Annotated in this window: 18 protein-coding genes; 12 read left to right on the top strand and 6 right to left on the bottom strand. The window is 37.2% G+C overall.

The genetic code is table 11. The features are described 5' to 3' along the window. The first annotated feature begins 71 nt into the window (after positions 1–71). The 5 genes from GO620_RS00205 to GO620_RS00185 all read left to right on the top strand — a co-directional run bounded on the left by GO620_RS00205 (position 72) and on the right by GO620_RS00185 (position 4,911). Entirely contained in the window at positions 72–218 is a 147-nt protein-coding gene (locus GO620_RS00205; RefSeq protein WP_157523383.1) for a hypothetical protein, read from the top strand. After that, positions 208–471, top strand: a complete 264-nt coding sequence (locus GO620_RS00200) for a hypothetical protein (protein WP_157523384.1) — start codon at positions 208–210, stop codon at positions 469–471. The genes GO620_RS00205 and GO620_RS00200 overlap by 11 nt, the downstream gene beginning before the upstream one ends. A 241-nt stretch (positions 472–712) precedes the next feature. Then, positions 713–3,055 (top strand): nSTAND3 domain-containing NTPase, encoded by a 2,343-nt coding sequence (locus GO620_RS00195; RefSeq protein WP_157523385.1) that lies wholly within the window; start codon positions 713–715, stop codon positions 3,053–3,055. A gap of 454 nt (positions 3,056–3,509) precedes the next feature. Continuing rightward, positions 3,510–4,382 (top strand): hypothetical protein, encoded by an 873-nt coding sequence (locus tag GO620_RS00190; RefSeq protein ID WP_157523386.1) that lies wholly within the window; start codon positions 3,510–3,512, stop codon positions 4,380–4,382. Between the two features lie 169 nt (positions 4,383–4,551). Continuing rightward, positions 4,552–4,911 carry a hypothetical protein gene (locus GO620_RS00185; RefSeq protein ID WP_157523387.1) on the top strand — a complete coding sequence of 120 codons (360 nt, stop codon included), beginning with the start codon at positions 4,552–4,554 and terminating at the stop codon, positions 4,909–4,911. A gap of 21 nt (positions 4,912–4,932) precedes the next feature. On the opposite strand, the gene GO620_RS00180 is transcribed toward GO620_RS00185, so the two are convergent. Genes GO620_RS00180 through GO620_RS00165 form a run of 4 tightly spaced genes read right to left on the bottom strand, consistent with a single transcriptional unit; the run spans position 4,933 to position 9,179 of the window. Next, positions 4,933–5,091 carry a Y-family DNA polymerase gene (locus GO620_RS00180; RefSeq protein ID WP_157523388.1) on the bottom strand — a complete coding sequence of 53 codons (159 nt, stop codon included), beginning with the start codon at positions 5,089–5,091 and terminating at the stop codon, positions 4,933–4,935. A gap of 15 nt (positions 5,092–5,106) precedes the next feature. Next, on the bottom strand, positions 5,107–6,936 hold the full coding sequence (locus GO620_RS00175; RefSeq protein WP_157523389.1) for a metallophosphoesterase family protein: 1,830 nt from the start codon (positions 6,934–6,936) through the stop codon (positions 5,107–5,109). Between the two features lies 1 nt (position 6,937). After that, positions 6,938–7,894, bottom strand: a complete 957-nt coding sequence (locus GO620_RS00170) for a hypothetical protein (protein WP_157523390.1) — start codon at positions 7,892–7,894, stop codon at positions 6,938–6,940. A gap of 25 nt (positions 7,895–7,919) precedes the next feature. After that, positions 7,920–9,179: a hypothetical protein gene (locus GO620_RS00165; protein ID WP_157523391.1), complete on the bottom strand. Its 1,260-nt coding sequence runs from the start codon at positions 9,177–9,179 to the stop codon at positions 7,920–7,922. A gap of 654 nt (positions 9,180–9,833) precedes the next feature. On the opposite strand from GO620_RS00165, the gene GO620_RS00160 reads away from it, so the two are divergent. Beyond that, positions 9,834–11,207 (top strand): ImmA/IrrE family metallo-endopeptidase, encoded by a 1,374-nt coding sequence (locus GO620_RS00160; RefSeq protein ID WP_157523392.1) that lies wholly within the window; start codon positions 9,834–9,836, stop codon positions 11,205–11,207. Between the two features lie 234 nt (positions 11,208–11,441). Here GO620_RS00160 and GO620_RS00155 read toward each other — a convergent pair whose 3' ends face one another. Further along, positions 11,442–11,708, bottom strand: a complete 267-nt coding sequence (locus GO620_RS00155; RefSeq protein ID WP_157523393.1) for a hypothetical protein — start codon at positions 11,706–11,708, stop codon at positions 11,442–11,444. Between the two features lie 81 nt (positions 11,709–11,789). Here GO620_RS00155 and GO620_RS00150 point away from each other — a divergent pair, with 81 nt between their 5' ends. Further along, a complete protein-coding gene (locus GO620_RS00150; protein WP_157523394.1) occupies positions 11,790–12,029 on the top strand; it encodes a DUF2188 domain-containing protein in 240 nt (79 codons plus the stop codon). 52 nt (positions 12,030–12,081) lie between these two features. Continuing rightward, a complete protein-coding gene (locus tag GO620_RS00145) occupies positions 12,082–12,912 on the top strand; it encodes a hypothetical protein (protein ID WP_157523395.1) in 831 nt (276 codons plus the stop codon). A gap of 106 nt (positions 12,913–13,018) precedes the next feature. Here GO620_RS00145 and GO620_RS00140 read toward each other — a convergent pair whose 3' ends face one another. Continuing rightward, positions 13,019–13,234 carry a helix-turn-helix domain-containing protein gene (locus tag GO620_RS00140; RefSeq protein ID WP_157523396.1) on the bottom strand — a complete coding sequence of 72 codons (216 nt, stop codon included), beginning with the start codon at positions 13,232–13,234 and terminating at the stop codon, positions 13,019–13,021. A 383-nt stretch (positions 13,235–13,617) separates the two neighbouring features. Between GO620_RS00140 and GO620_RS00135 the strand changes: the two genes are divergently transcribed. The 4 genes from GO620_RS00135 (at position 13,618) to GO620_RS00120 (ending at position 19,011) form a co-directional block, all read left to right on the top strand. Next, positions 13,618–13,881 (top strand): hypothetical protein, encoded by a 264-nt coding sequence (locus GO620_RS00135; RefSeq protein WP_157523397.1) that lies wholly within the window; start codon positions 13,618–13,620, stop codon positions 13,879–13,881. A 149-nt stretch (positions 13,882–14,030) separates the two neighbouring features. Further along, positions 14,031–17,090 carry a SusC/RagA family TonB-linked outer membrane protein gene (locus GO620_RS00130; RefSeq protein WP_157523398.1) on the top strand — a complete coding sequence of 1,020 codons (3,060 nt, stop codon included), beginning with the start codon at positions 14,031–14,033 and terminating at the stop codon, positions 17,088–17,090. Between the two features lie 11 nt (positions 17,091–17,101). Next, positions 17,102–18,466 carry a RagB/SusD family nutrient uptake outer membrane protein gene (locus tag GO620_RS00125; protein ID WP_157523399.1) on the top strand — a complete coding sequence of 455 codons (1,365 nt, stop codon included), beginning with the start codon at positions 17,102–17,104 and terminating at the stop codon, positions 18,464–18,466. Then, a complete protein-coding gene (locus tag GO620_RS00120; protein ID WP_157523400.1) occupies positions 18,466–19,011 on the top strand; it encodes a TlpA family protein disulfide reductase in 546 nt (181 codons plus the stop codon). Before GO620_RS00125 ends, GO620_RS00120 begins: the two co-directional genes overlap by 1 nt. Positions 19,012–19,058 lie beyond the last annotated feature (47 nt).

The following is a 19,058-nucleotide window of genomic DNA, read 5'->3' as shown; positions in this document are numbered from 1 at the left end:
AATACATGCGAAAGATGAACTTCCTGTTTTATTGTCTGACTCGCTTGTCAAAGGCCAAATTAAATTAACTTATGCTGCTGCCCAATATCCGCATGCGCCAGGCGGTGGTGATGCAATTGCCAACGGGTTTGTATACCATGGAAAACTATTACCTGCTCTCAGGAATTGCCTGGTTTTTGGAGATATCACAACAGGCCGTATTGGTATGTGCCCATTAAAGAAGTTATAGCAGCAGGATCAGACAACGACCCGAATACTATCGCGCCTATCCATGAACTAAAAACACAAATACGAAAGCTTTCCGAGGACACTTATCACCAGCGTGGAGAATTAGCTACAGGGTTACCTGGCCGTGGCGCAGTAGCCGGTGCGGGGCGGATAGATCTAAGATTGGCAGAAGATAATGACGGCGAATTAAATGTATTAACTAAAGGTGATGGTATGATACGTAAACTTGTATCCGTGAAATAACTTGTTTTTGCAATTACATTAATTAACCTTTAGAATTAAAGAATTCGACATATGGTTTAATTGACATTATTATAATTGAGATAAAATAAACGTTTTAATGAATCTAATGGTGATAACTGAAAATGACATAATGTTCGAATACCCTTTGTTGGCATAATAATTTTAAATTATAAAATAAGATCCTTTTTGTGTCATTGATTATTTGACCATAGATTGGTAATTTTAATCTTATATTAATTTCATGCCCTTTTATCATTTAGAAGTTTTACACGATAAGGAATTTGAAGAACTGTCTAAAGACCTGCTGGAAAGTGAATTAAATATTAGTTTCCAGAATTTTAAAAGCGGCGCTGACAAAGGTATCGACTTGCGTTATGCCGGGACCGAAGAAAACCAAATTATTGTTCAGGCCAAGCGATATATCCGAACCAGCTTTTCCAAACTTAAATCGGAGCTGTTTAAGGAACAAAAAAAAATGTTGGCACTTTCTCCCCGACCAAAACGCTATTTATTGACTACTGCACTTGACCTAAGTGTGGCACAGATCGATGAAGTCGTTCAATTAATGGAACCTTTTATTAAAAATTCGCAGGACGTATATGCCCGCGAACGAATCCATTCGATGATTGCGAATAATCCGATTGTCGAAAAAAAGTTTTATAAACTTTGGCTCACCAGTACGAACACATTACAGGAAATATTAACGAATGGTGCGAGTGGAAGATCTAGTTTTATCGAAGAAAAAATCATCAGAAGAGCAAGCCTATATGTGCCCACTAACAATTTTGATATAGCAGTTAGTAGATTACGACAACATCACTTCTTGATCATAAGTGGCGAGCCTGGGATCGGTAAAACTACAATAGCTTACTTGCTGATTTGCGACATGTTAGCTGCAGGCCATCAGCTCATTTACGTTGATGATCAAATAAAGGATGCCGAGGATATGCTTAGTCGTTCCCCTGATCATAAGCAAGTGATATTTTTTGATGACTTTTTAGGTTCCAATCTGTCAGAGATTATGAATCCCCGGAACAGCGAACGAAAAATCGTCAATTTTATCGAAAGGATACAAGCAAGCCCTAATAAGTATTTTGTATTAACAACCCGAACCACCATTTTAAAACAAGCCCAATCACGGTATGAAAACTTTAATCGTTCAGGACTGGCGGATTTGTCAAAGTATGAATTGGAAATAAAGGCTTATTCCAAGCTTGACAAGGCAAAGATTTTGTACAACCATTTGTTTCATTCAGGTATAGCTGCCGAACAGTATGATATTTTTTTACAGCCCAGGAATTATCTTCGAATCATCAACCATAAAAATTATTTCCCCCGTTTAATAGAGTTTGTAACTTCTGCAGCCCAGTTACAGGCTATAAAAGCGTCAGAAACTGAAGAGTTTATTTTTAGTTGCCTCGACAATCCTGACCAGATATGGTACCATGCCTTTATCAATCAGTTAGATGATGAGGAGCGGTTTGTTTTAACAACATTATTTAGTCTTGGTGCCTATAAAGTTCCATCTCAGTGGTTAGAAAGAGCATTTGAGGATCGTTATGATTACGAAATCAAAACTAATGGCTTCCATTTGAAAACTGGCGCTTTTCAACGGTCAGTACGCAAATTACTTGATGGCTTTATTCGAAGCGAAAAAGACTCAGAAACAGGGCAGGTTACTTTTGCGCTACTCAATCCATCCGTGGGCGATTTTTTAATCAATTATTTGCGTGATAACAGCGCTGAAGTTAAGCGTATTCTAAATTCTATTAGTTACTTCGGGCAATTAACAGGCTATTTTCAACCGTCCCCGACTAAAGCTATTGCCTTAAAACCCGAACAGCTTGCTGAGTACTATCCTAAATATTTGAGACGACTACCGACGCTTATTGCTAATGATGGTGATCTTTTAAATGGGCAGCTTAAACATGTTTATGTTTTACTTCATTATTTTCAATCACATATTACAGAAGACAATTTATTAAAAATAATTGAAGGCCTTGATCTGACTTACGCAAAAAACGTCGACCATAAGGAATTGATGTATGTTTTAAGCACGATTTATAATTACGATGAGGTAAAGAAATATATAACGTCACACTGGTTGGATTTTTTCCATATCGCCGTAGAAACAGCTAAAGACAGTAGTGATTTGAAAAACATTGTTGAAGAGTTGGGATACTACGAAATTGATGACGATAAATGGTCTACCAACGATGATTTTCGAACGACATTACGCTCCAGTGTCAATCATTTGTATAGCACGGATGATATAGACTTTTCGGGTGTCGATGATGGTACATACAATTATGAAGGTTATTATTATTCAGATTATCAAGGGCGGGTGATGGCTGCGATTGAAGATAAAGTGGTTGCAGATTATGATGACTTTTTAATTGACTGCAATCTATATCAGTTTTCTACAGAGTTTTACGAGTATGCAGATATTGATACGCAGAGTTTATTTAATAACTACATGGAAAATAGGGAAACCCATGATGAGTATGACCCCGGCGATCGCATCAACGCTATGCCGGGTCAAGGTAATGAAGATGACGCAATTCGGCAATTATTTGAGCGTTGACCCACGTATAATCGTAAATCTTTTAGAAAAGGTCGATTACCTCGATTTTAAGTACAATTAATTCTTTGACGGACCTATGCGCGCAAAGACCTCCGAAAATGATTTTCACTCAAATTGACGGCTCTTGATTTAGTGACTATTATCCAGCAGCGATCAAAATATTACAACCAGCATCCCAATGATCTGGCAGATATTCGGTGTATATTGTTTTTTAGGGATTATTTTCACTTAGAGCATTGTGTGAAATTCCTATGTAGAAGCTCGGGATTTTAAATCAAGCATTTTTAGATCCGGTAAAGCGTTTTCAATGCAATGCTAAATCATATGGAAAAATCAGGTTAAAGACAGTGCTGTGCGGAAGTTGATATACGCAGAATTTATGGGGAATATTATCTTTACATTAGGTTTGGCCATTGTTTTAAGATAACATAAAACTTAACTATAATATTTACCAATGACGTTAATAGCAGCGATCAAAACTAGGCAAGGGATTGTCATGACAGCCGATAGTAAGGAAATGATCCAGGGCGGTCAGCTGCTTTGGAGCGATTTTGAAACCATTCTCCAAGCAAAGTCACTTCATGAAGATTTTGAACAACCCGCGATTAGTCCGGCTGAGCTAAAAGAACTTTTTCGTACAACTGCGCAAGCAAATGACAATGGAAGAATTAAAAGTATGAATACCGGGTTGAAGCTTTTTAAATTAACCGAATTCACTGGTTTGTCCACCACAGGAACGGCTAACCCTGGAGGGTTAGAATTCTCGCAAATTATCGTTAATATTCAATCAAAGCTTAAATCCACAGATCTGTCACTCGATGAGATTTGTGATATAGCATTCAACTACTTCGAAAATCTCTTTGAAACTGACGGTGAGAATAGATTCAAAAATAATATCATATTCTGTGGCTATGACTGGCAAAAAGAAATTTTCAGATCATTTGTTTTTTATTACAATGAAAAAAGAGTTCTGGACTGCAAAGGTGGCTTTAAATTGGATGTTAACAGAGTTCCGGTAACAAAAAGGTTTTTCTATAAACAAGAAGTCAATGATGATCGTCCGTTAATTTTAAAAGGTTGGGTTGGTTGTTTGCAATCATTGGATACCTATAATCAAAAAGCTCCAAACATAGATTTAATACAAGGTTTTATTTTGCTAAACAAGATAATGGAATTGGGTGTCACTATCGAGGAAATATCGCATGTTATTACTGGTATCGGTGGGAAGATACTATATGCGGTAATAACTAAGGAAGGCTTTCGCTTTGTGGAAAACGAGGCTGATGTCCGCAATATAACCTTCTCATTTTGTAAAGGTAATCATTAGGCATTTATCTTAAACCGGGAATGCCAATGCTGTAAAGCCGAATAAAGAGTTAACTGCATTATATGGATAAAATTAATGTTATTTAAGAGGTACAAAAAGCAGTTTCAAAAGAACAATGGACATGGAATATTGCTACATTTAAATAATATTTTACAATGTTATCTTTGAAATGGATAAGGCTTTAAGTGTCGTTCAAATCATTTTTTATCCGCTGGGGTATTTCCTGGCGTTAGCTGCGGTCTATGTCATTTCAAAATTCACGACCATGTTTTTAGTGGCAGCAGGCCGGTTAAAATCATTTCACGCTGTATCAAATTATTGGATATATATACTGATCGCGCTTTTCTGCGCTCTCATAGGTGTGATCGTTTCTCTTGGTGATTACATGGTATTTTGCAGGTGGTTTGCCTGCACTACATTTGTCGGCCTGCTAGGCATACATTTTGGTTTTGAAAAGGGTGTCAGTATCAGTGACGAGGACTTGCAAGAAATAGCGAATTCTGCGGACGAAATGCGAAAGAGTTCATAGGCTAATATTTCCCCTCTTACCTTAGTGCAGGGTATGCGTGTGATAGCTGCAAGAGGCAACAATACCACGGTTGCCCGTGCGCCCGATGATTAAAAGTTTGTCTTTCAGTGCACTATTCTTCAATACCTCAACAGATACGAAAAAGCTGTCCAAATCGAGACGCATGATTTGCCGATCCATACGCGAATCCAAGAGCTATACAACAGAAATATCTTTACTTTTATTTTCTACACTATCATAAAATAGATGAACACAGCTGAGTTCATCTCGGTAAATGAAACATGCCTCTTTATAGTCTTTTCCATAAGGACATTTTTCAACACGAAGAGATTTAACTGTATAATACTCTATATTATTGACCACGTAGTCGCTCTCACGATCGTAGTTTTCAGGCAGTTTATTAGCATTTAGAATATCTGTATTAATGTTTTCGTGACCGGTATAAAATAATGATAGAACAATAATCCTCTCGACCTTTTCAAAGAAAGCCTTTTCCCTTTTATCTACCAATTTCCTGATAGTTCTTCCATCATTTACAACATCTGTTATAATAATAACCGTTTTGAAATCCCCAGTTTTATTATCATAATTCAATTTCTTTTCATAATCATGATGATCGTTATATCGATAAGAATATGGAAGAGAACTGTAAGGAATATTGTATTTAATCGAAGCTTTGCTTGAGATGATGTTTCCTTCGTAACCGAGTCCTATAATAAGGTTGCAGTTGACCGCTAGATTGAAAGTATCAATAATGTCAATTATAGCATTTTGAACAAAATATAGGTTTTCATTATGCTCCAATAGCTTGGAGACGTCAATCCAGTTATGTGCTCTGGAAGTATCACTCCAATGAAAGTGTCCAGAATGAAAAAGTTTCTCTTCCCTTACAATCGAATAAAGTTTTTCAGAAATACTTATATTATCATAAAATATCGGTTCAACTTCATTTATACCTAGGTCCGAATCTGGCATAAAAGGTGTCAAATCGTGTGGCAAATCAACAATTTCATTTATTACTTGGTCATTTTTTTCAAAAAGCTCAAATCTTTCTGGTTGCTTTGCACCGTGATTATCTCTTATATTCCAAAAATAAGACGAATCATTTCCATTGGTCTTTTGAAGACCATAGATTTTATTATCAAGGATTATACTATCATCAATCTTAATAGGGTAGACTTTAAAAGTTGTGTCGTATTTTACAGACGAAAATGCGCCGCTATCGCTAGAACGAACTGTGCCGAGTAATACACTTTTTGAATTATTTGTATGCTCGTTTCCATTCAATACAAGCTTAATGTTTTGTCTTTCTAATTCAGCGAGAAAATGTTTCCTATTGTCAGGCTCCCATTGACCTCTATTAGTGTCATCATATCCAGCAGTAAAATTATGATGCCAACAAGCTATAATTTGAAGTTGATCATTTCCCAATGCTTTTTTTAGTAACTCAATTTCCATCCGAAATTTCTCTACAGGCACATATCCTTCCCCTCCACTTGCATCAATCTTATAATTTGAATTTATTGCAATAAGTACTATTGTATTTTCAACAACAATGTGATCAAATATTATTGTTCCAAAAGAGAAATCCGTCTTTTTTATGTTTTTGTAAAAACTGGAAAAGTTTTTGAATTTAACTTCATTCATGAGATAGGACTCATCGCTTGGCGTTTCATCTAGCGCATTGATCAAAGAACGTCTATGTACATCATGATCCCCTGGAACTATAATGCAATTATCAACGCTAATTACAAGTTCGGACATAACTTTATTAATAAATTTCGAAGCAAAGTCAAACTCTTTAACTTCACCGGAATTTGAAATGTCACCGGTAATTATTAAAATGAATGAATACCCTGCGAAATCCTCTTTTATTTTGTCGATAAAACATTGGATAAAATAATCTGCGTTAGATTGGTCGTTATTGGTAGTTAAATAAGAATCAATCTTTGTGTTAATCACCCCATCGTTTCCTCTATAGGTGGTCACATGCAGGTCGGATATATGTATGATTACTTTATCCATATTACAGTTGTTCCAAATCGGTTGTGATACTATAACCTAACTCTTTATTATTATTTTTATTTATCGAAAAAACGGCAATTGAGGCATCCCTTCGCAAAATATCGGCTTTACTTAAAGTTTCTGTTTTGATAATTGAAACATTGCCGAGAAAACGTCCACCAATAAATTGTATAATGTTTTTTACGATTTTCACTTCCGTTCCAAGACAAACTAAATCTGAGACAACTATATACTTTCTGTTAGCAATTATGGTTTTATCTAACCTGTTATACAATTTATTAATAGGGCCTATTTTATCCAAAATAAGAATATCTAACTTAAGCAAATTGGAAAGAACAGATACGATATAGGCGCTATTCATGCTTTGACAAATCAATACTGGATCTTTGTCAATCTCAACATGCCATTCTTTTTTAATTTTTAAAGCGAGCTTATACAAAGAAAATAGCATGAATTCTTTTTCGTAGCTTAAAAACTTTTTTACATCCACGTAAGAGGTTAGGTAGACATTAGAAGAGGTGTGTGGCTGTTGATGAGGTTCAATAAATTTTTTAATCTTCACCTTGAACGTTTCTTGAAAAAGAATATGAACAGCTATTTCAGTTTCAGTTAATGGATCATTTGCGTCTTCGAAAAAATAGTATTTTGAATAAGTATCACCCTCAAGCAAATTTTTGCTATTAGCTATAGTTGTTATAGCCAGTTCGTCACACAACGATTTTTTTATATTAAGAAAGATAATTTTATAACCAGCAGTTTTAAGCTCAATCAGTATTTTATTTAGGTTTGGTTGACAGGCTTCCAAAAATTTAAAATCTAAAGCAATATTTTTTGATTGACTGTCAGACTTTAGGAATTCGACAACTCTATTTAATGTCACTATTTGCAACCGATCTCCGTAAATGCCGATATTGTCATCCTCAATAAAATTGGACGTGACAACTTCTTCGGCGTGCATATTGAGATAGATAAAATCTTCTGTTTTAATTGTTGAAATTATCATCGCTCAGTGTATTTGGAATTTCTACTTCTATATGGACTCCTCTAAATTTTACCTTAAAAAACCTTAATGATGAGTACTTTATATCAAAACTATATTTTGCTACCGCCTTTACGCAGAAGGAGATGAAAGCTTCTTGAATTGATTTTGATTTAATAATCAAGTTGTTTCTCCAGGTTCGTTCGTCAATTTGATTTAACAAATAAGTGGTGTGTAGATTGTAAATTTCATTTCTAAACCCATTAAGAATTAGTAATTCGTCCATCATTCTATTGGATATGATGATCTGACAATTATCGTTATGTATCCTAAAGTATCCCTTACTTTCAAGAACTACAGTAACCATTAGATCAAATATGCCATGACGATCTTTTAGAGATGAAAAATATAACGTATCGAAAATCGTAAACAAGTTATCGAGGATTGAAGCTGGAATATTATTGATGATGATTTTTTCGAAGAGAATTTTCTTTACTGCGTTTGGGGAGTAGTAAAATGTCGGTTGTTTTAATTTCATAGATGCCCCAAAGCCTACACCATTGTCGGATATCGAGAACTTAGTCCGAAAACGATCAACAAACATCAATGCAAAGGCATTCGACCCGGAATGTAAAACTGAATTTGTTATAAGTTCGGATAGAATGTCAATATATACATTATAAATTTCGGCAGTAAATTCATTATCGAAAAGTAATTCCTGAAAATGCTCCCTTACTTTATAAGTGTAATGTGAAATAAGGAAATCCCTTTTATCTTCTTCATTAGAGTAACTTTTCAATAAAGACGAAAGTCCATCATCAGCTAAAGAATAAGCCCGTACCCGATGCTCTTTTCTAATTGTCTTACCTTTAAATGCACCTAAGTACCCTCTGTCGAAGCTAATAATATTCCGCCCTTTGGGGAATGAAGGATTGCTATTATCTCCTATTAGAGAGAAGAAATCACTTTGAAATAAAAACTCCAACACATCAATTGTGGCGCGGTTATTAAATAAAATTAATGAAAGAGCTTGCTTGTGATATTTACTCAACTGTTCAAATAAACTCAATAGCAAAGGAATCACAATCGGATCTATCTGATATTGAGATTCATAAATATCATCATCTCCCTTTTCGAAAAGTTTAAATTTTATGGCCTGTTCATTATTACGGTAAAAATCAGCTAAGCCTTCCAAAAACTCTGTATAGAATTTATAGGGTGTCAGGTTGCTATTACTTTTTAGAATTGTCTTTACGTCATCCATAATATTTACCTGTTCAATAAATACCGTAAGGTAACGTAATGCTTTTCAACCGACAAAAATATTGTATTATACAGGTTTAACTTACTGGAAGCCATTGTAAATCAGTCGTAGGTTAACGCTAAATTAACGAAAAAATATTAAACATGGAGTGATCTTAATATATCAACTCCATCTTAAATTTATTCCAGTTTGTGGCATAACGATAAATGGTTTCAATCTTTTCCAAAAGTCAAATATTAAATCCTGTAAAATCTTATTTAGCTTAATATCATCACTAAAAAATCTTTTAATGCTTTTAAGAGATTTGACAATACCGGTAACCATATCAAGTAGAATTATAGACTTTTTCGATCCTGGTTCCTGCTTCAAAATCTTTGGAAAACTTTGGGTATGTTTTCGAAGGAACTGTTATGTACATTTTAATTTCTCTGCGTTGTATCAATCTGAGATTTTCTGTTTCTTCAGTAACTACATCTGCGACATTATTAATGTCTAACCGGTTGGTCTTCAAATTTATTTTGCAGGATTATGCTTATGAAAGGATTTTTTCTCCTAAAAGTGACAACTCTATTCTTGAATATTAAAAGTTACAGTTTATCAATATGTTATAAATTAACGCAGTGAGTATTTATCTTTACGAAAAAAATTAGTAAAATGGATACTGTTAAACGTGGTGACCTTTTTGAAGAACGTTCTTTTCAAATAATAACGAATGCTTTAAATGAGCGACGTCTCGGTGTACATTCTGAATGCTGTCGTATTTACCGGAAACAACCTTACTATTCAAGGCTCAGAGAAAATAATATAATTTTTGACCTAAGTATAGAGGTATGGCCACCGGGTGCTGAACGGTATCATTTATTATATTTAATCGAGTGCAAGGATTATTCCGGTACTGTACCGGTTAATGACATTGAAGAGTTTATCGCTAAAATTCAGCAGGTGTCGGGTGTAAACGTCAAAGGTGTTTTTATTACAACAGGTGATGTTCAGGAAAGTGGCTTAAAACTTCTTCAAAACCTAAATTTTATGTTTATCAAAGTTTCCGGCGAACAGGCTGACATTGTATTGCACAGCAAAAATAATGGCAAGGCCCAACAGCAGGATTTCCCCGTATTAAAACTTTGGGAGGATATAAATAAGTTAATCGAAATACGCAAACTTTATGAACATCAGGAAAACGGAGAAATAAATTGGGACTACGTGTTACGCAATTTTCTTCAAAGCGAATTAAATAGCCGCGTTAATTGGGAAGAACCCGGTGATAGGGCTCAAGGATTAGAATATCTTTCAAAAAAACTAATCACTAGCTTGACAGAAGAAATTTTAAATGAATTTGATACATCCATATTATCTTATGGCAAACCGTTACCCATTACTGAGTTTATGTCTTATCTTACCGAAAAGTATGGGCTTAAATTCGTTACTGATCAGGCGTTCAAAAAGAATAAAGACCATTTGAAAGGTTATTTTGACCGCGCTAACAAGACTATTCACATTAATCCCTGTAATTGTGTTAACCAGTTCGCTTTCGTTTGCGCCCACGAAATCGGCCATTTTTTCCTGCATCAAAAGTTGCAGATTTCGCAAATGTGTTATGACTCCCAGCCAGATGCGAAATACGATCCAATTTCTCGTAAACATCTATTGGAAAAAGAAAAACATTGGATAGAATGGCAAGCCAATCACTTTGCCGAATGCTTACTGATGCCGGTGAGATCACTTCTTTGGCAACTGATCAAATGGCAGGATACTGTTGGCTTAAGCAGAAAAGGATACATATGGTTGGATAATCAGCCTTGTAATATCCTTGACTTTAAAAAAGCGATGTTAATTCTTGGTTACACTTTTGAAGTAAGTCGAACCATTCTTGAAATAAGAATGGCTGATTTGGGTATGATCAAATATCAAAAAAAACCTGATTATCGAAGTTATAATTTTGGTAGTAAGATAATGCCTCCGAAATCCCTCTCTGAAATTCTAAATTCTCGATACTTTAACTGGAATACGATCGAAGATGATAGTTAGTTAATAACCTGAGGTAAATAGCTTTTTTTTTGACTTTCGGATTTCGGAATTCTAAGGATTGATAAGTATGCCATTATTGCTTCCGGAGAACTCATTTCTTTAGACGTTTCATCCAATACTTGTGTGGAATTATTGTTTGCACAGAAATTTATTTAATTTAAGTCATTGATTATTCTGATAAAGTTAGCAACAACAATTGGGAACGTGTTTCACTTTTTTTACCTATTTCATATATTAATTATGACTTTGCTGAAGAATTTTTAGTATTGGCATTATCAATCGATCGTAATCAGATTCTGTTTTAATAAAATTATTTTCAATAGTTTGTATAGGTTGTTTTGACTGGTCAAAAAAAATTACGCGAAAACCTTTTTGCGAATTTTCCCAACATAATTCAATTGGGTAAGGGTGTTTAAATAAGCATTTTTCTTCAGTATTATATCCTGTTTGAGATAACTGCCACCCCAAGTTTGTTAAAAAGTTTATGTCGATGTTTTCCATTTTTAAAAGCTTAAATGAATTATTAATTTTATAAGAATATTTCACTTTAAATATCATTAAAAAATTTTAAGCATACATAAAATGGCAGCGAAAAAAAACGTTCATGTAGTTCCCAATTCGGATGGAGGATGGGATGCTAAACGAGAAAGTGCACAGCGCTCATCAAAGCATTTTGACAAGAAAGCAGATGCAGTGGATTACGGAAAAGACTTAGCTAAAAAAGATAAAGTTGAGTTTATTCCTCATGGCAAAGACGGTAAGATACAGAATCCAAATAGCTATGGCAACGATCCCAATCCACCACGGGATAAAAAAAACTAGGAATTGATGTGTTGCTTATCATTATTTAAGATTGAAAATTTTTCTCTGATATATGTACGAGATATATAAGAGTGGTAATGGTCAGCGTCTTTTCAGATTAAATTTTTGCGGTTACCTTGATATTTTAGGATTCAGCCAGAAAATAAATGAATCTGATCTTAAATTCTTCTCAAAATATTTAACTGTTTTAGATACTGAGCTTAAATATATCGAAGACAAACATGACCTTCTAAATAAAGAAGGGTTAAAGAAGTTTGAGTTAAAAATATTTACGGACAATTTTGTTTTCTGCCATCCACAATATGATGATTCCGGGGAATCAGAGTTAGGCAATATTTTCGAAGTTTTATCTCATATACAGTTTACTTTTGCTAAAGCTGATATTTTTGTCCGGGGGGCAATTTCAATGAGTAATCTTTATATGGATAAAGACATTGTATTAGGACCTGCATTAATAGAGGCTTATAATTTAGAAAAGGATAAGGCTATTAACCCTAGAATTATTTTATCTCAAAAAGTAATTGAAGTTTTAAATAAACATATACATTACTACTCAGATCACAAAGCATCACCTCAATCTCAAGAATATTTAATTGATATTGACGGGAACTATTTCGTAAACTATCTCTTTATACTTTTTTATGATTATGATTTACCGTCAAAAAAACTTCTTGAAGAGCTCGTAAAACATAAGCGACCTGTTGTGAAGAATTTAAAGATTCACAAAAATAATTATAAACTATTTGAAAAATATGCTTGGATCGCATCCTACCATAACCATTTCTGCTTAAACTTTGTTAGGCCTCGACTTCCAACTGTTGATCTAAAAAAAATTCTTATCTCTGAAAAATTATATAGAAAAACAATTAAGAGCATTGTATAATTTTATCATTTATCCTACATCTCTTTAAGGATTGCAGGGATGCCCACAGCGAAGCAAGGACTTGATGCGAAAAGCCTGGCCGCTGAAAAGCGGAACGATCAAATTTTTAGGAACTCAATTTTATTTTTTTACAAATCTCATTTAATAGATCTGCGGGTTCAATATCAATAGACAAAGCGATCTTCCAAAGTTCTATTGCGGTTAGTTTGGTCGAAGAGTTATTTGATAATTGAGTTAATCGAGCTTTACTAATTCCAGAACGCCTTGAAATCTCCGCTTTATTAACGGATTTTTTGGCCAAATACAAACCCAATTCTGTCATTAATTCTACTGTATTATTAATAATTAGAATTAATGTTACTCCACTTAAATCACACTATTCAAAAATTTTGTTTTTGGATAGAATTTATGTACAATTGTTTCGATAATCTAAACAAACGATTTTAAAATAATTATTTTGTTGATTAAAAAATAAATTTGCAGCACTCCAAAATATTGAAAGTGCTCGCTCTTTGAGTCTCGCTTTAGAAACGTAGGAAATTTCAAAAAAGGAACGAGAGGATAAGCGCAAGCGCTCATGCCAAAAGGCGTGGGCCTGCTTATTCGTTTCCTTAGGTCTCCTACGACCTCTAAAGCAGTAAGTTGGGTTCCACGCCTTCTTTTTGCTCCGGCACAAGGCCAATACCCTTCTTTTAATAAATGGGAATGGAAGCCGAAACAACTACCTTATTTAACCGGATCAAACTGCTTTCAGCAGAGGGGGCACTCGAACGCCTGTTCGAAACCACCGATGATGCAGTCTTAAAAGCCGAACTTGAAAAATGGTTCTTTTTTGGACTGACCGGTAATGGTAAATCGCTATCCACCCTCAACTCTGTACAACTTGCCGAACTGATGGACAAGATTCCTGACCTTGTGCTGGCATTGTACACATTTCACCAGGAAATTCAGAAAGGAGCAGACAAATGACTACGGAACCTAAAAACACCTGGTTGCTTGTTATATGCCCGCCCGAGTGATAAGCCACCGATAGCAGCCCGGCAGTTAATAGTTAAACAAACGGGCTGCCTATCCTCATTTCTTAATTTCTGAACCTTTAAATTTTAATCTTTTCATTTATGAAAAAAAAGATACTACTAAGTGTCATGGCCGCGCTTTGCCTTTTTTATCAGGTTTTAGCACAGCCAAAAGCGCAACAAAATAAAATCATCTTATCAGGCATAGTCACGGACGATAGCGGGCTTCCGCTGCCCGGTGCCTCAGTAAATTACTATCCGGAACAATTGACCGCCATAACCAATAAAGACGGCACTTTCCATTTGACTGTTTCCCAAACCAGAGGCAGGCTCACTTTCAGCTTTACAGGATTTCAAAAACTGGAGTTGCCGGCAGAACGGTTTTCAAACACTAACGTCAAGGTTACCATGAAGCCTTCCCAAAGTACGCTGGATGAAGTGCAGGTTATTGCCTATGGCAAAACTACCAAGCGTTTCAATACCGGTGACGTAAGCACGGTTACCGCAGCAACAATTGAAACGCAGCCAGTTAGCAATCCACTAGCTGCATTAGAGGGGCGTGTTCCCGGGCTAATCATTTCCCAAAACAGCGGGGTTGCAGGATCATCATTCAAAGTTCAGATAAGGGGGCAGAGCGCTCTTGACCTCGGACTTTCTAAAAACGACCCTTTATTTATCGTAGACGGTGTGCCTTTTGAAAGTGGCAATACGTCAAGTAACCAAATTAATTCGGCAGCCAACAACCCTACCTCAATAAGCTCCGGGGGCTTAAGCCCATTAAATTCGATAAGTCCCTCGGACATTGAAAGTATCGAAGTGTTAAAGGATGCAGATGCCACCGCAATTTACGGTTCCCGTGGCGCAAACGGGGTTATTTTAATTACCACAAAAAAGGGCAAGGCTGGTGCTGACAAAATCAGCTTCAGCGTAAATACGGGGTTCAGTAAGGTAGGCAGGAAGCTGCCTCTGCTCAATACTTCCCAATACTTGCAGGTAAGAAAAGAAGGCTTCGCTAATGACGGATTAACCCCGAACTCGACACCAGGAGATCCGGGCTTTGCGCCAGACATTACACTGTGGGACAATAATCGCTATACCGACTTTCAAAAGCTGTTGATTGGTGGAACTGCTCATTCGACCGATGCAAGGGGAACTGTATCCGGCGGAAATGTAAATACCCAGTTTTTAGTTGGTGGCGGGTATCACCGGGAAACCACTGTATACAGTTCTGATTTCTCAGATGCGGTGGCTTCGGCCCATTTTAGCATAACGCATGCATCGGAAAATAAAAGGTTTACACTTTTATTCACAGGGTTATTTTCAAATGATAATAACCGGCTTCCGCGCTATGACCTGACAAGATATATTAACCTACCACCGAACCTGAACCTTTACGATGCCTCAGGCAAACTTGCATGGCAGGATCAGAACGTATTGTATTCTTCCTTAGGAAATGGCGATATCATTAACCCACTTTCACTATTGCAGGATAAATACAGATCGGTCAACGAAAACTTGAACGGCAATTTGCAGTTGGGCTACAAAATATTGCCCGGTCTGACTTTAAGATCGAGCTTCGGATACAACAGTTTCAGGACAGATGAAAGGTCTATGCGACCGACGGCAGCGATAGATCCCAATTCAGGCGAATTACCTTCTGCAGCATTCGCAAGTTCGCAGAATAAGAACTGGATCATCGAGCCGCAGCTTGAATATAACATGATCAATGGCGCACACAAATTAAATGTGCTTGTCGGCAATACTTACCAGGACCGTTCGGCAGACAGCTACGCACAACAGGGTAATAATTACAACTCCGATTTGCTACTGAACTCCATTGCTGCCGCTTCTCAGATAACCGCTGTTAACGATCACAGCCCGTATCGCTACACTGCACTATTCGGCAGGGTAAATTATAACCTGGCAGACAAATACTTGCTAAACCTATCTGCAAGAAGAGATGGATCATCAAGGTTCGCTCCCGATAAAAGAATGGCCAACTTCGGGGCAATTGGTGCGGCTTGGATATTTTCTGGTGAAAATTTCTTCCAGAAGGCAATACCTTTCCTCAGTTTTGGTAAGCTACGCAGCAGTTACGGTCAAACTGGCAACGACCAAATTGGAGAGTATAAATACTTGAATCTTTGGACGAATACAGCTATCCCCTATGGCGGAATTCCGGGATTGATTCCCCGGACACTTTACAATCCTGATTATAGCTGGGAAGTCAATAAGAAGTTCGAAGCTGCAATCGAGCTTGGCTTTTTGAAGGACAACTTACTATTGAGTACAGCCTACTATAATAATGAAAGCAGTAATCAGCTGATCAGTTATAACCTCCCTAGTCAAACAGGGTTCTTTAGCGTTACGCGTAATTTTCCCGGAAAGGTGCGCAATACCGGGTGGGAAATATTGCTGACCAGCAAGAATTTTCATTCAAAAGAATTCAGCTGGACGACCACTTTTAATATAACTGTTCCGAAGAATAAACTGATTGCTTTTCCTGATTTGGCGACTTCAAGTTATGCAAGCAGATATGTTATCGGTCAATCATTGAACCTGGTAAATGCGTATAAATATGCAGGCGTCGATTCTCAAACCGGCTTATATAAGGTGGTGGATACCAATGGTGATGGTCAGCTCAATGTGGCTGACTACCAAGTTTCCGGCAACCTTGACCCGAAATTTTATGGCGGTTTACAGAACAGCATCACATGGCATAGTTTTGACCTCGGATTCTTCTTTGAATTCAGGAAGCAGAGGGGATTAAATTATCTAGGTCAATTGTCTAACACCCCACCGGGCTGGATATATAATCAGCCTGATTTGGTTTTAAACAGGTGGCAGCAACCGGGTGAAACCGGACCTGTGCAGCGCTACACCACTGGATTCACAAACGCACTTACCGCCGCGGCTTACCTGGCTAATTCTGACGGGATTTATACTGATGCCTCTTTTATCAGGTTAAAAAACGTTTCACTTTCCTATAGAATACCTGAGCAGATTATCCGGAAATATCACCTTGGAAGTTGCAGGTTATTTATCGAGGGTCAGAACCTGCTCACCATAACTAACTATCAGGGCAGTGATCCAGAAAACATGAATTTTTTCGTCTTACCACCGCTCCGCACACTCGTCGCAGGGCTTCAATTGAACTTATAAATTCTTTAAACATGAGACAAATCGAATATAAAAAAGGATTTTGCCTGATATTGTTAATAGCCTTGCTTGGATCCTGCAAGAAGTTTCTTGCCATAGACCCGCCGCAAACACAAGCTCAATCCCAGGAAATCTTTAACAGTGACCAGACCGCTACCTCAGCAGCCGTTGGTGTTTACTATCAGATGGCCAGTGGTAACCTAACATTTCTAAATGGGGCGATTTCCGTTTATCCCGGTCTATCAGCCGATGAACTGACAAACCCAACCTCCAATTCGGACTATGACCCTTTCAAGATTGACAATTTATTAGCGACTACATCATCCGTCAATTCAAAATTCTGGAGTAACGGGTATAAATACATCTATAATGCGAACGCTGTGATTGAAGGCATTAATAACTCGACCGGTATGAGCGCAACAACGATGAGTGAATTAAAGGCAGAGATGCTATTCGTGCGGGCATTGAATAATTTTTACCTAGTTAATCTATTCGGCGATATCCCTTTAATAACAGTCACCGATTACCGTGTCAACAGTTTAACACCGCGAACTCCTGCCGACCAGGTCTATGACGCAATTATTAGCGACCTTTTAACAGCAAAAACATTATTTAATGGCGTTCTACCGAATACCCGTCCGAACAAATTTGCAGCGGCGGCCTTGCTCGCTCGCGTTTATCTTTACCGTAAGGACTGGGTAAATGCTGAAAAGCAGGCTACGGAAGTGATCAGTTCTAATGCTTATCTGCTGGAATCAAACCTGAATAATGTGTTCCTTAATACATCAGGTGAAACCATCTTCCAACTTGGCCGAGCCAATTCAAACACTTCTGAAGGGTTTGTTTTCGTCACGGCAACGACAACAACCAGGCCGGCATTCACGCTGACCGCGCCATTATATGCTGCTTTTACTGCCGCTGATAAAAGAAGGTCTAGTTGGATCAAAAGCAATGTGGTTGGCGGGGTAACTTATAATTACCCTTATAAATACAAAGTTAAAAGCAGCACATCGGTTACTGAAAGTAATATCGTTCTGCGCCTTGCAGAACAATACCTGATAAGGGCTGAGGCAAGAGCGCAGCAAGGCAATCTCACCGGTGGGCAGGCAGACCTGAATAACATTAGATTCCGGGCCGGACTGACAGCTTCGGCATTTGCTACGCAAACCGACCTTCTTGCTGCGGTCGCTGCAGAGCGGCGGTTAGAGCTTTTCGCTGAATGGGGGCACCGCTGGCTCGATTTGAAAAGAACGAACATGGCAGACGCTGTGCTCGGATCATTTAAGGGCACAAACTGGCAGACTACCGATGCGCTGTATCCAATACCCCAGGCCCAAATACTTTTAAATCCAGCATTAACACAAAATCCAAGCTACTGATGAAAATATTAATTATAATCTTTCTTTGCCTGACAGTGGCGATGGCACGTTCGCAAAATAAACAACCGCTAAAAATTGGCGATAACTTTCCTGATTACCAATTTAAAGAACTGGTATATTCAACGAAAACCAACCGTATTAGCAATTACAAAGGCCAATGGCTTATCATGGACTTCTGGAATAAATACTGTTCACTATGCATTAACAGGATGCCGGCTTTAGATAGCATAAAAAGGTCTATAACAAGTGTTAATTTCCTACTTGTAGGATACACCGGCAGCCAATATGGACACAAAAAAGGCGACGCTGCGATGCATAAACTTTATCCGGAGCTTAGGGAACGTTTTCACTTAGATATCCCAATGGCTTATGACTCTCTACTCTTTCACAAGCTGGCAATCGGACCGTGCCCATATGTTGTAATACTAGACCCTAGGGGAATTGTTCGCGCTATTACCACGGAAATAAAATCTGATGATCTTAAAATGCTCATGGCTGGTGGCCATCCCAGCTTAGACAAAGCAGTCAACAGATTTGGTTATTAAATATATAGAGACATCATTAAAAAAGCCACAACACATGAGTTGTGGCT

The organism is Mucilaginibacter ginkgonis (assembly GCF_009754905.2).
GTDB lineage: Bacteria > Bacteroidota > Bacteroidia > Sphingobacteriales > Sphingobacteriaceae > Mucilaginibacter > Mucilaginibacter ginkgonis.
Note: the sequence above shows the minus strand (reverse complement) of the source record. Positions and strands in the feature narration are given on the sequence as shown.

What these genes read in the sequence shown, in the direction of transcription:
- GO620_RS00185 (WP_157523387.1), top strand. Translation starts at nt 4,552, where the DNA reads ATGGATAAGGCTTTAAGTGTCGTTCAAATCATTTTTTATCCGCTGGGG.
- GO620_RS00145 (WP_157523395.1), top strand. Translation starts at nt 12,082, where the DNA reads ATGTACGAGATATATAAGAGTGGTAATGGTCAGCGTCTTTTCAGATTA.
- GO620_RS00150 (WP_157523394.1), top strand. Translation starts at nt 11,790, where the DNA reads ATGGCAGCGAAAAAAAACGTTCATGTAGTTCCCAATTCGGATGGAGGA.
- GO620_RS00130 (WP_157523398.1), top strand. Translation starts at nt 14,031, where the DNA reads ATGAAAAAAAAGATACTACTAAGTGTCATGGCCGCGCTTTGCCTTTTT.
- GO620_RS00180 (WP_157523388.1), bottom strand. Translation starts at nt 5,091, where the DNA reads ATGGATCGGCAAATCATGCGTCTCGATTTGGACAGCTTTTTCGTATCT.
- GO620_RS00135 (WP_157523397.1), top strand. Translation starts at nt 13,618, where the DNA reads ATGGAAGCCGAAACAACTACCTTATTTAACCGGATCAAACTGCTTTCA.
- GO620_RS00205 (WP_157523383.1), top strand. Translation starts at nt 72, where the DNA reads ATGCTGCTGCCCAATATCCGCATGCGCCAGGCGGTGGTGATGCAATTG.
- GO620_RS00195 (WP_157523385.1), top strand. Translation starts at nt 713, where the DNA reads ATGCCCTTTTATCATTTAGAAGTTTTACACGATAAGGAATTTGAAGAA.
- GO620_RS00170 (WP_157523390.1), bottom strand. Translation starts at nt 7,894, where the DNA reads ATGCACGCCGAAGAAGTTGTCACGTCCAATTTTATTGAGGATGACAAT.
- GO620_RS00175 (WP_157523389.1), bottom strand. Translation starts at nt 6,936, where the DNA reads ATGGATAAAGTAATCATACATATATCCGACCTGCATGTGACCACCTAT.
- GO620_RS00160 (WP_157523392.1), top strand. Translation starts at nt 9,834, where the DNA reads ATGGATACTGTTAAACGTGGTGACCTTTTTGAAGAACGTTCTTTTCAA.
- GO620_RS00190 (WP_157523386.1), top strand. Translation starts at nt 3,510, where the DNA reads ATGACGTTAATAGCAGCGATCAAAACTAGGCAAGGGATTGTCATGACA.
- GO620_RS00125 (WP_157523399.1), top strand. Translation starts at nt 17,102, where the DNA reads ATGAGACAAATCGAATATAAAAAAGGATTTTGCCTGATATTGTTAATA.
- GO620_RS00120 (WP_157523400.1), top strand. Translation starts at nt 18,466, where the DNA reads ATGAAAATATTAATTATAATCTTTCTTTGCCTGACAGTGGCGATGGCA.
- GO620_RS00165 (WP_157523391.1), bottom strand. Translation starts at nt 9,179, where the DNA reads ATGGATGACGTAAAGACAATTCTAAAAAGTAATAGCAACCTGACACCC.
- GO620_RS00155 (WP_157523393.1), bottom strand. Translation starts at nt 11,708, where the DNA reads ATGGAAAACATCGACATAAACTTTTTAACAAACTTGGGGTGGCAGTTA.
- GO620_RS00140 (WP_157523396.1), bottom strand. Translation starts at nt 13,234, where the DNA reads ATGACAGAATTGGGTTTGTATTTGGCCAAAAAATCCGTTAATAAAGCG.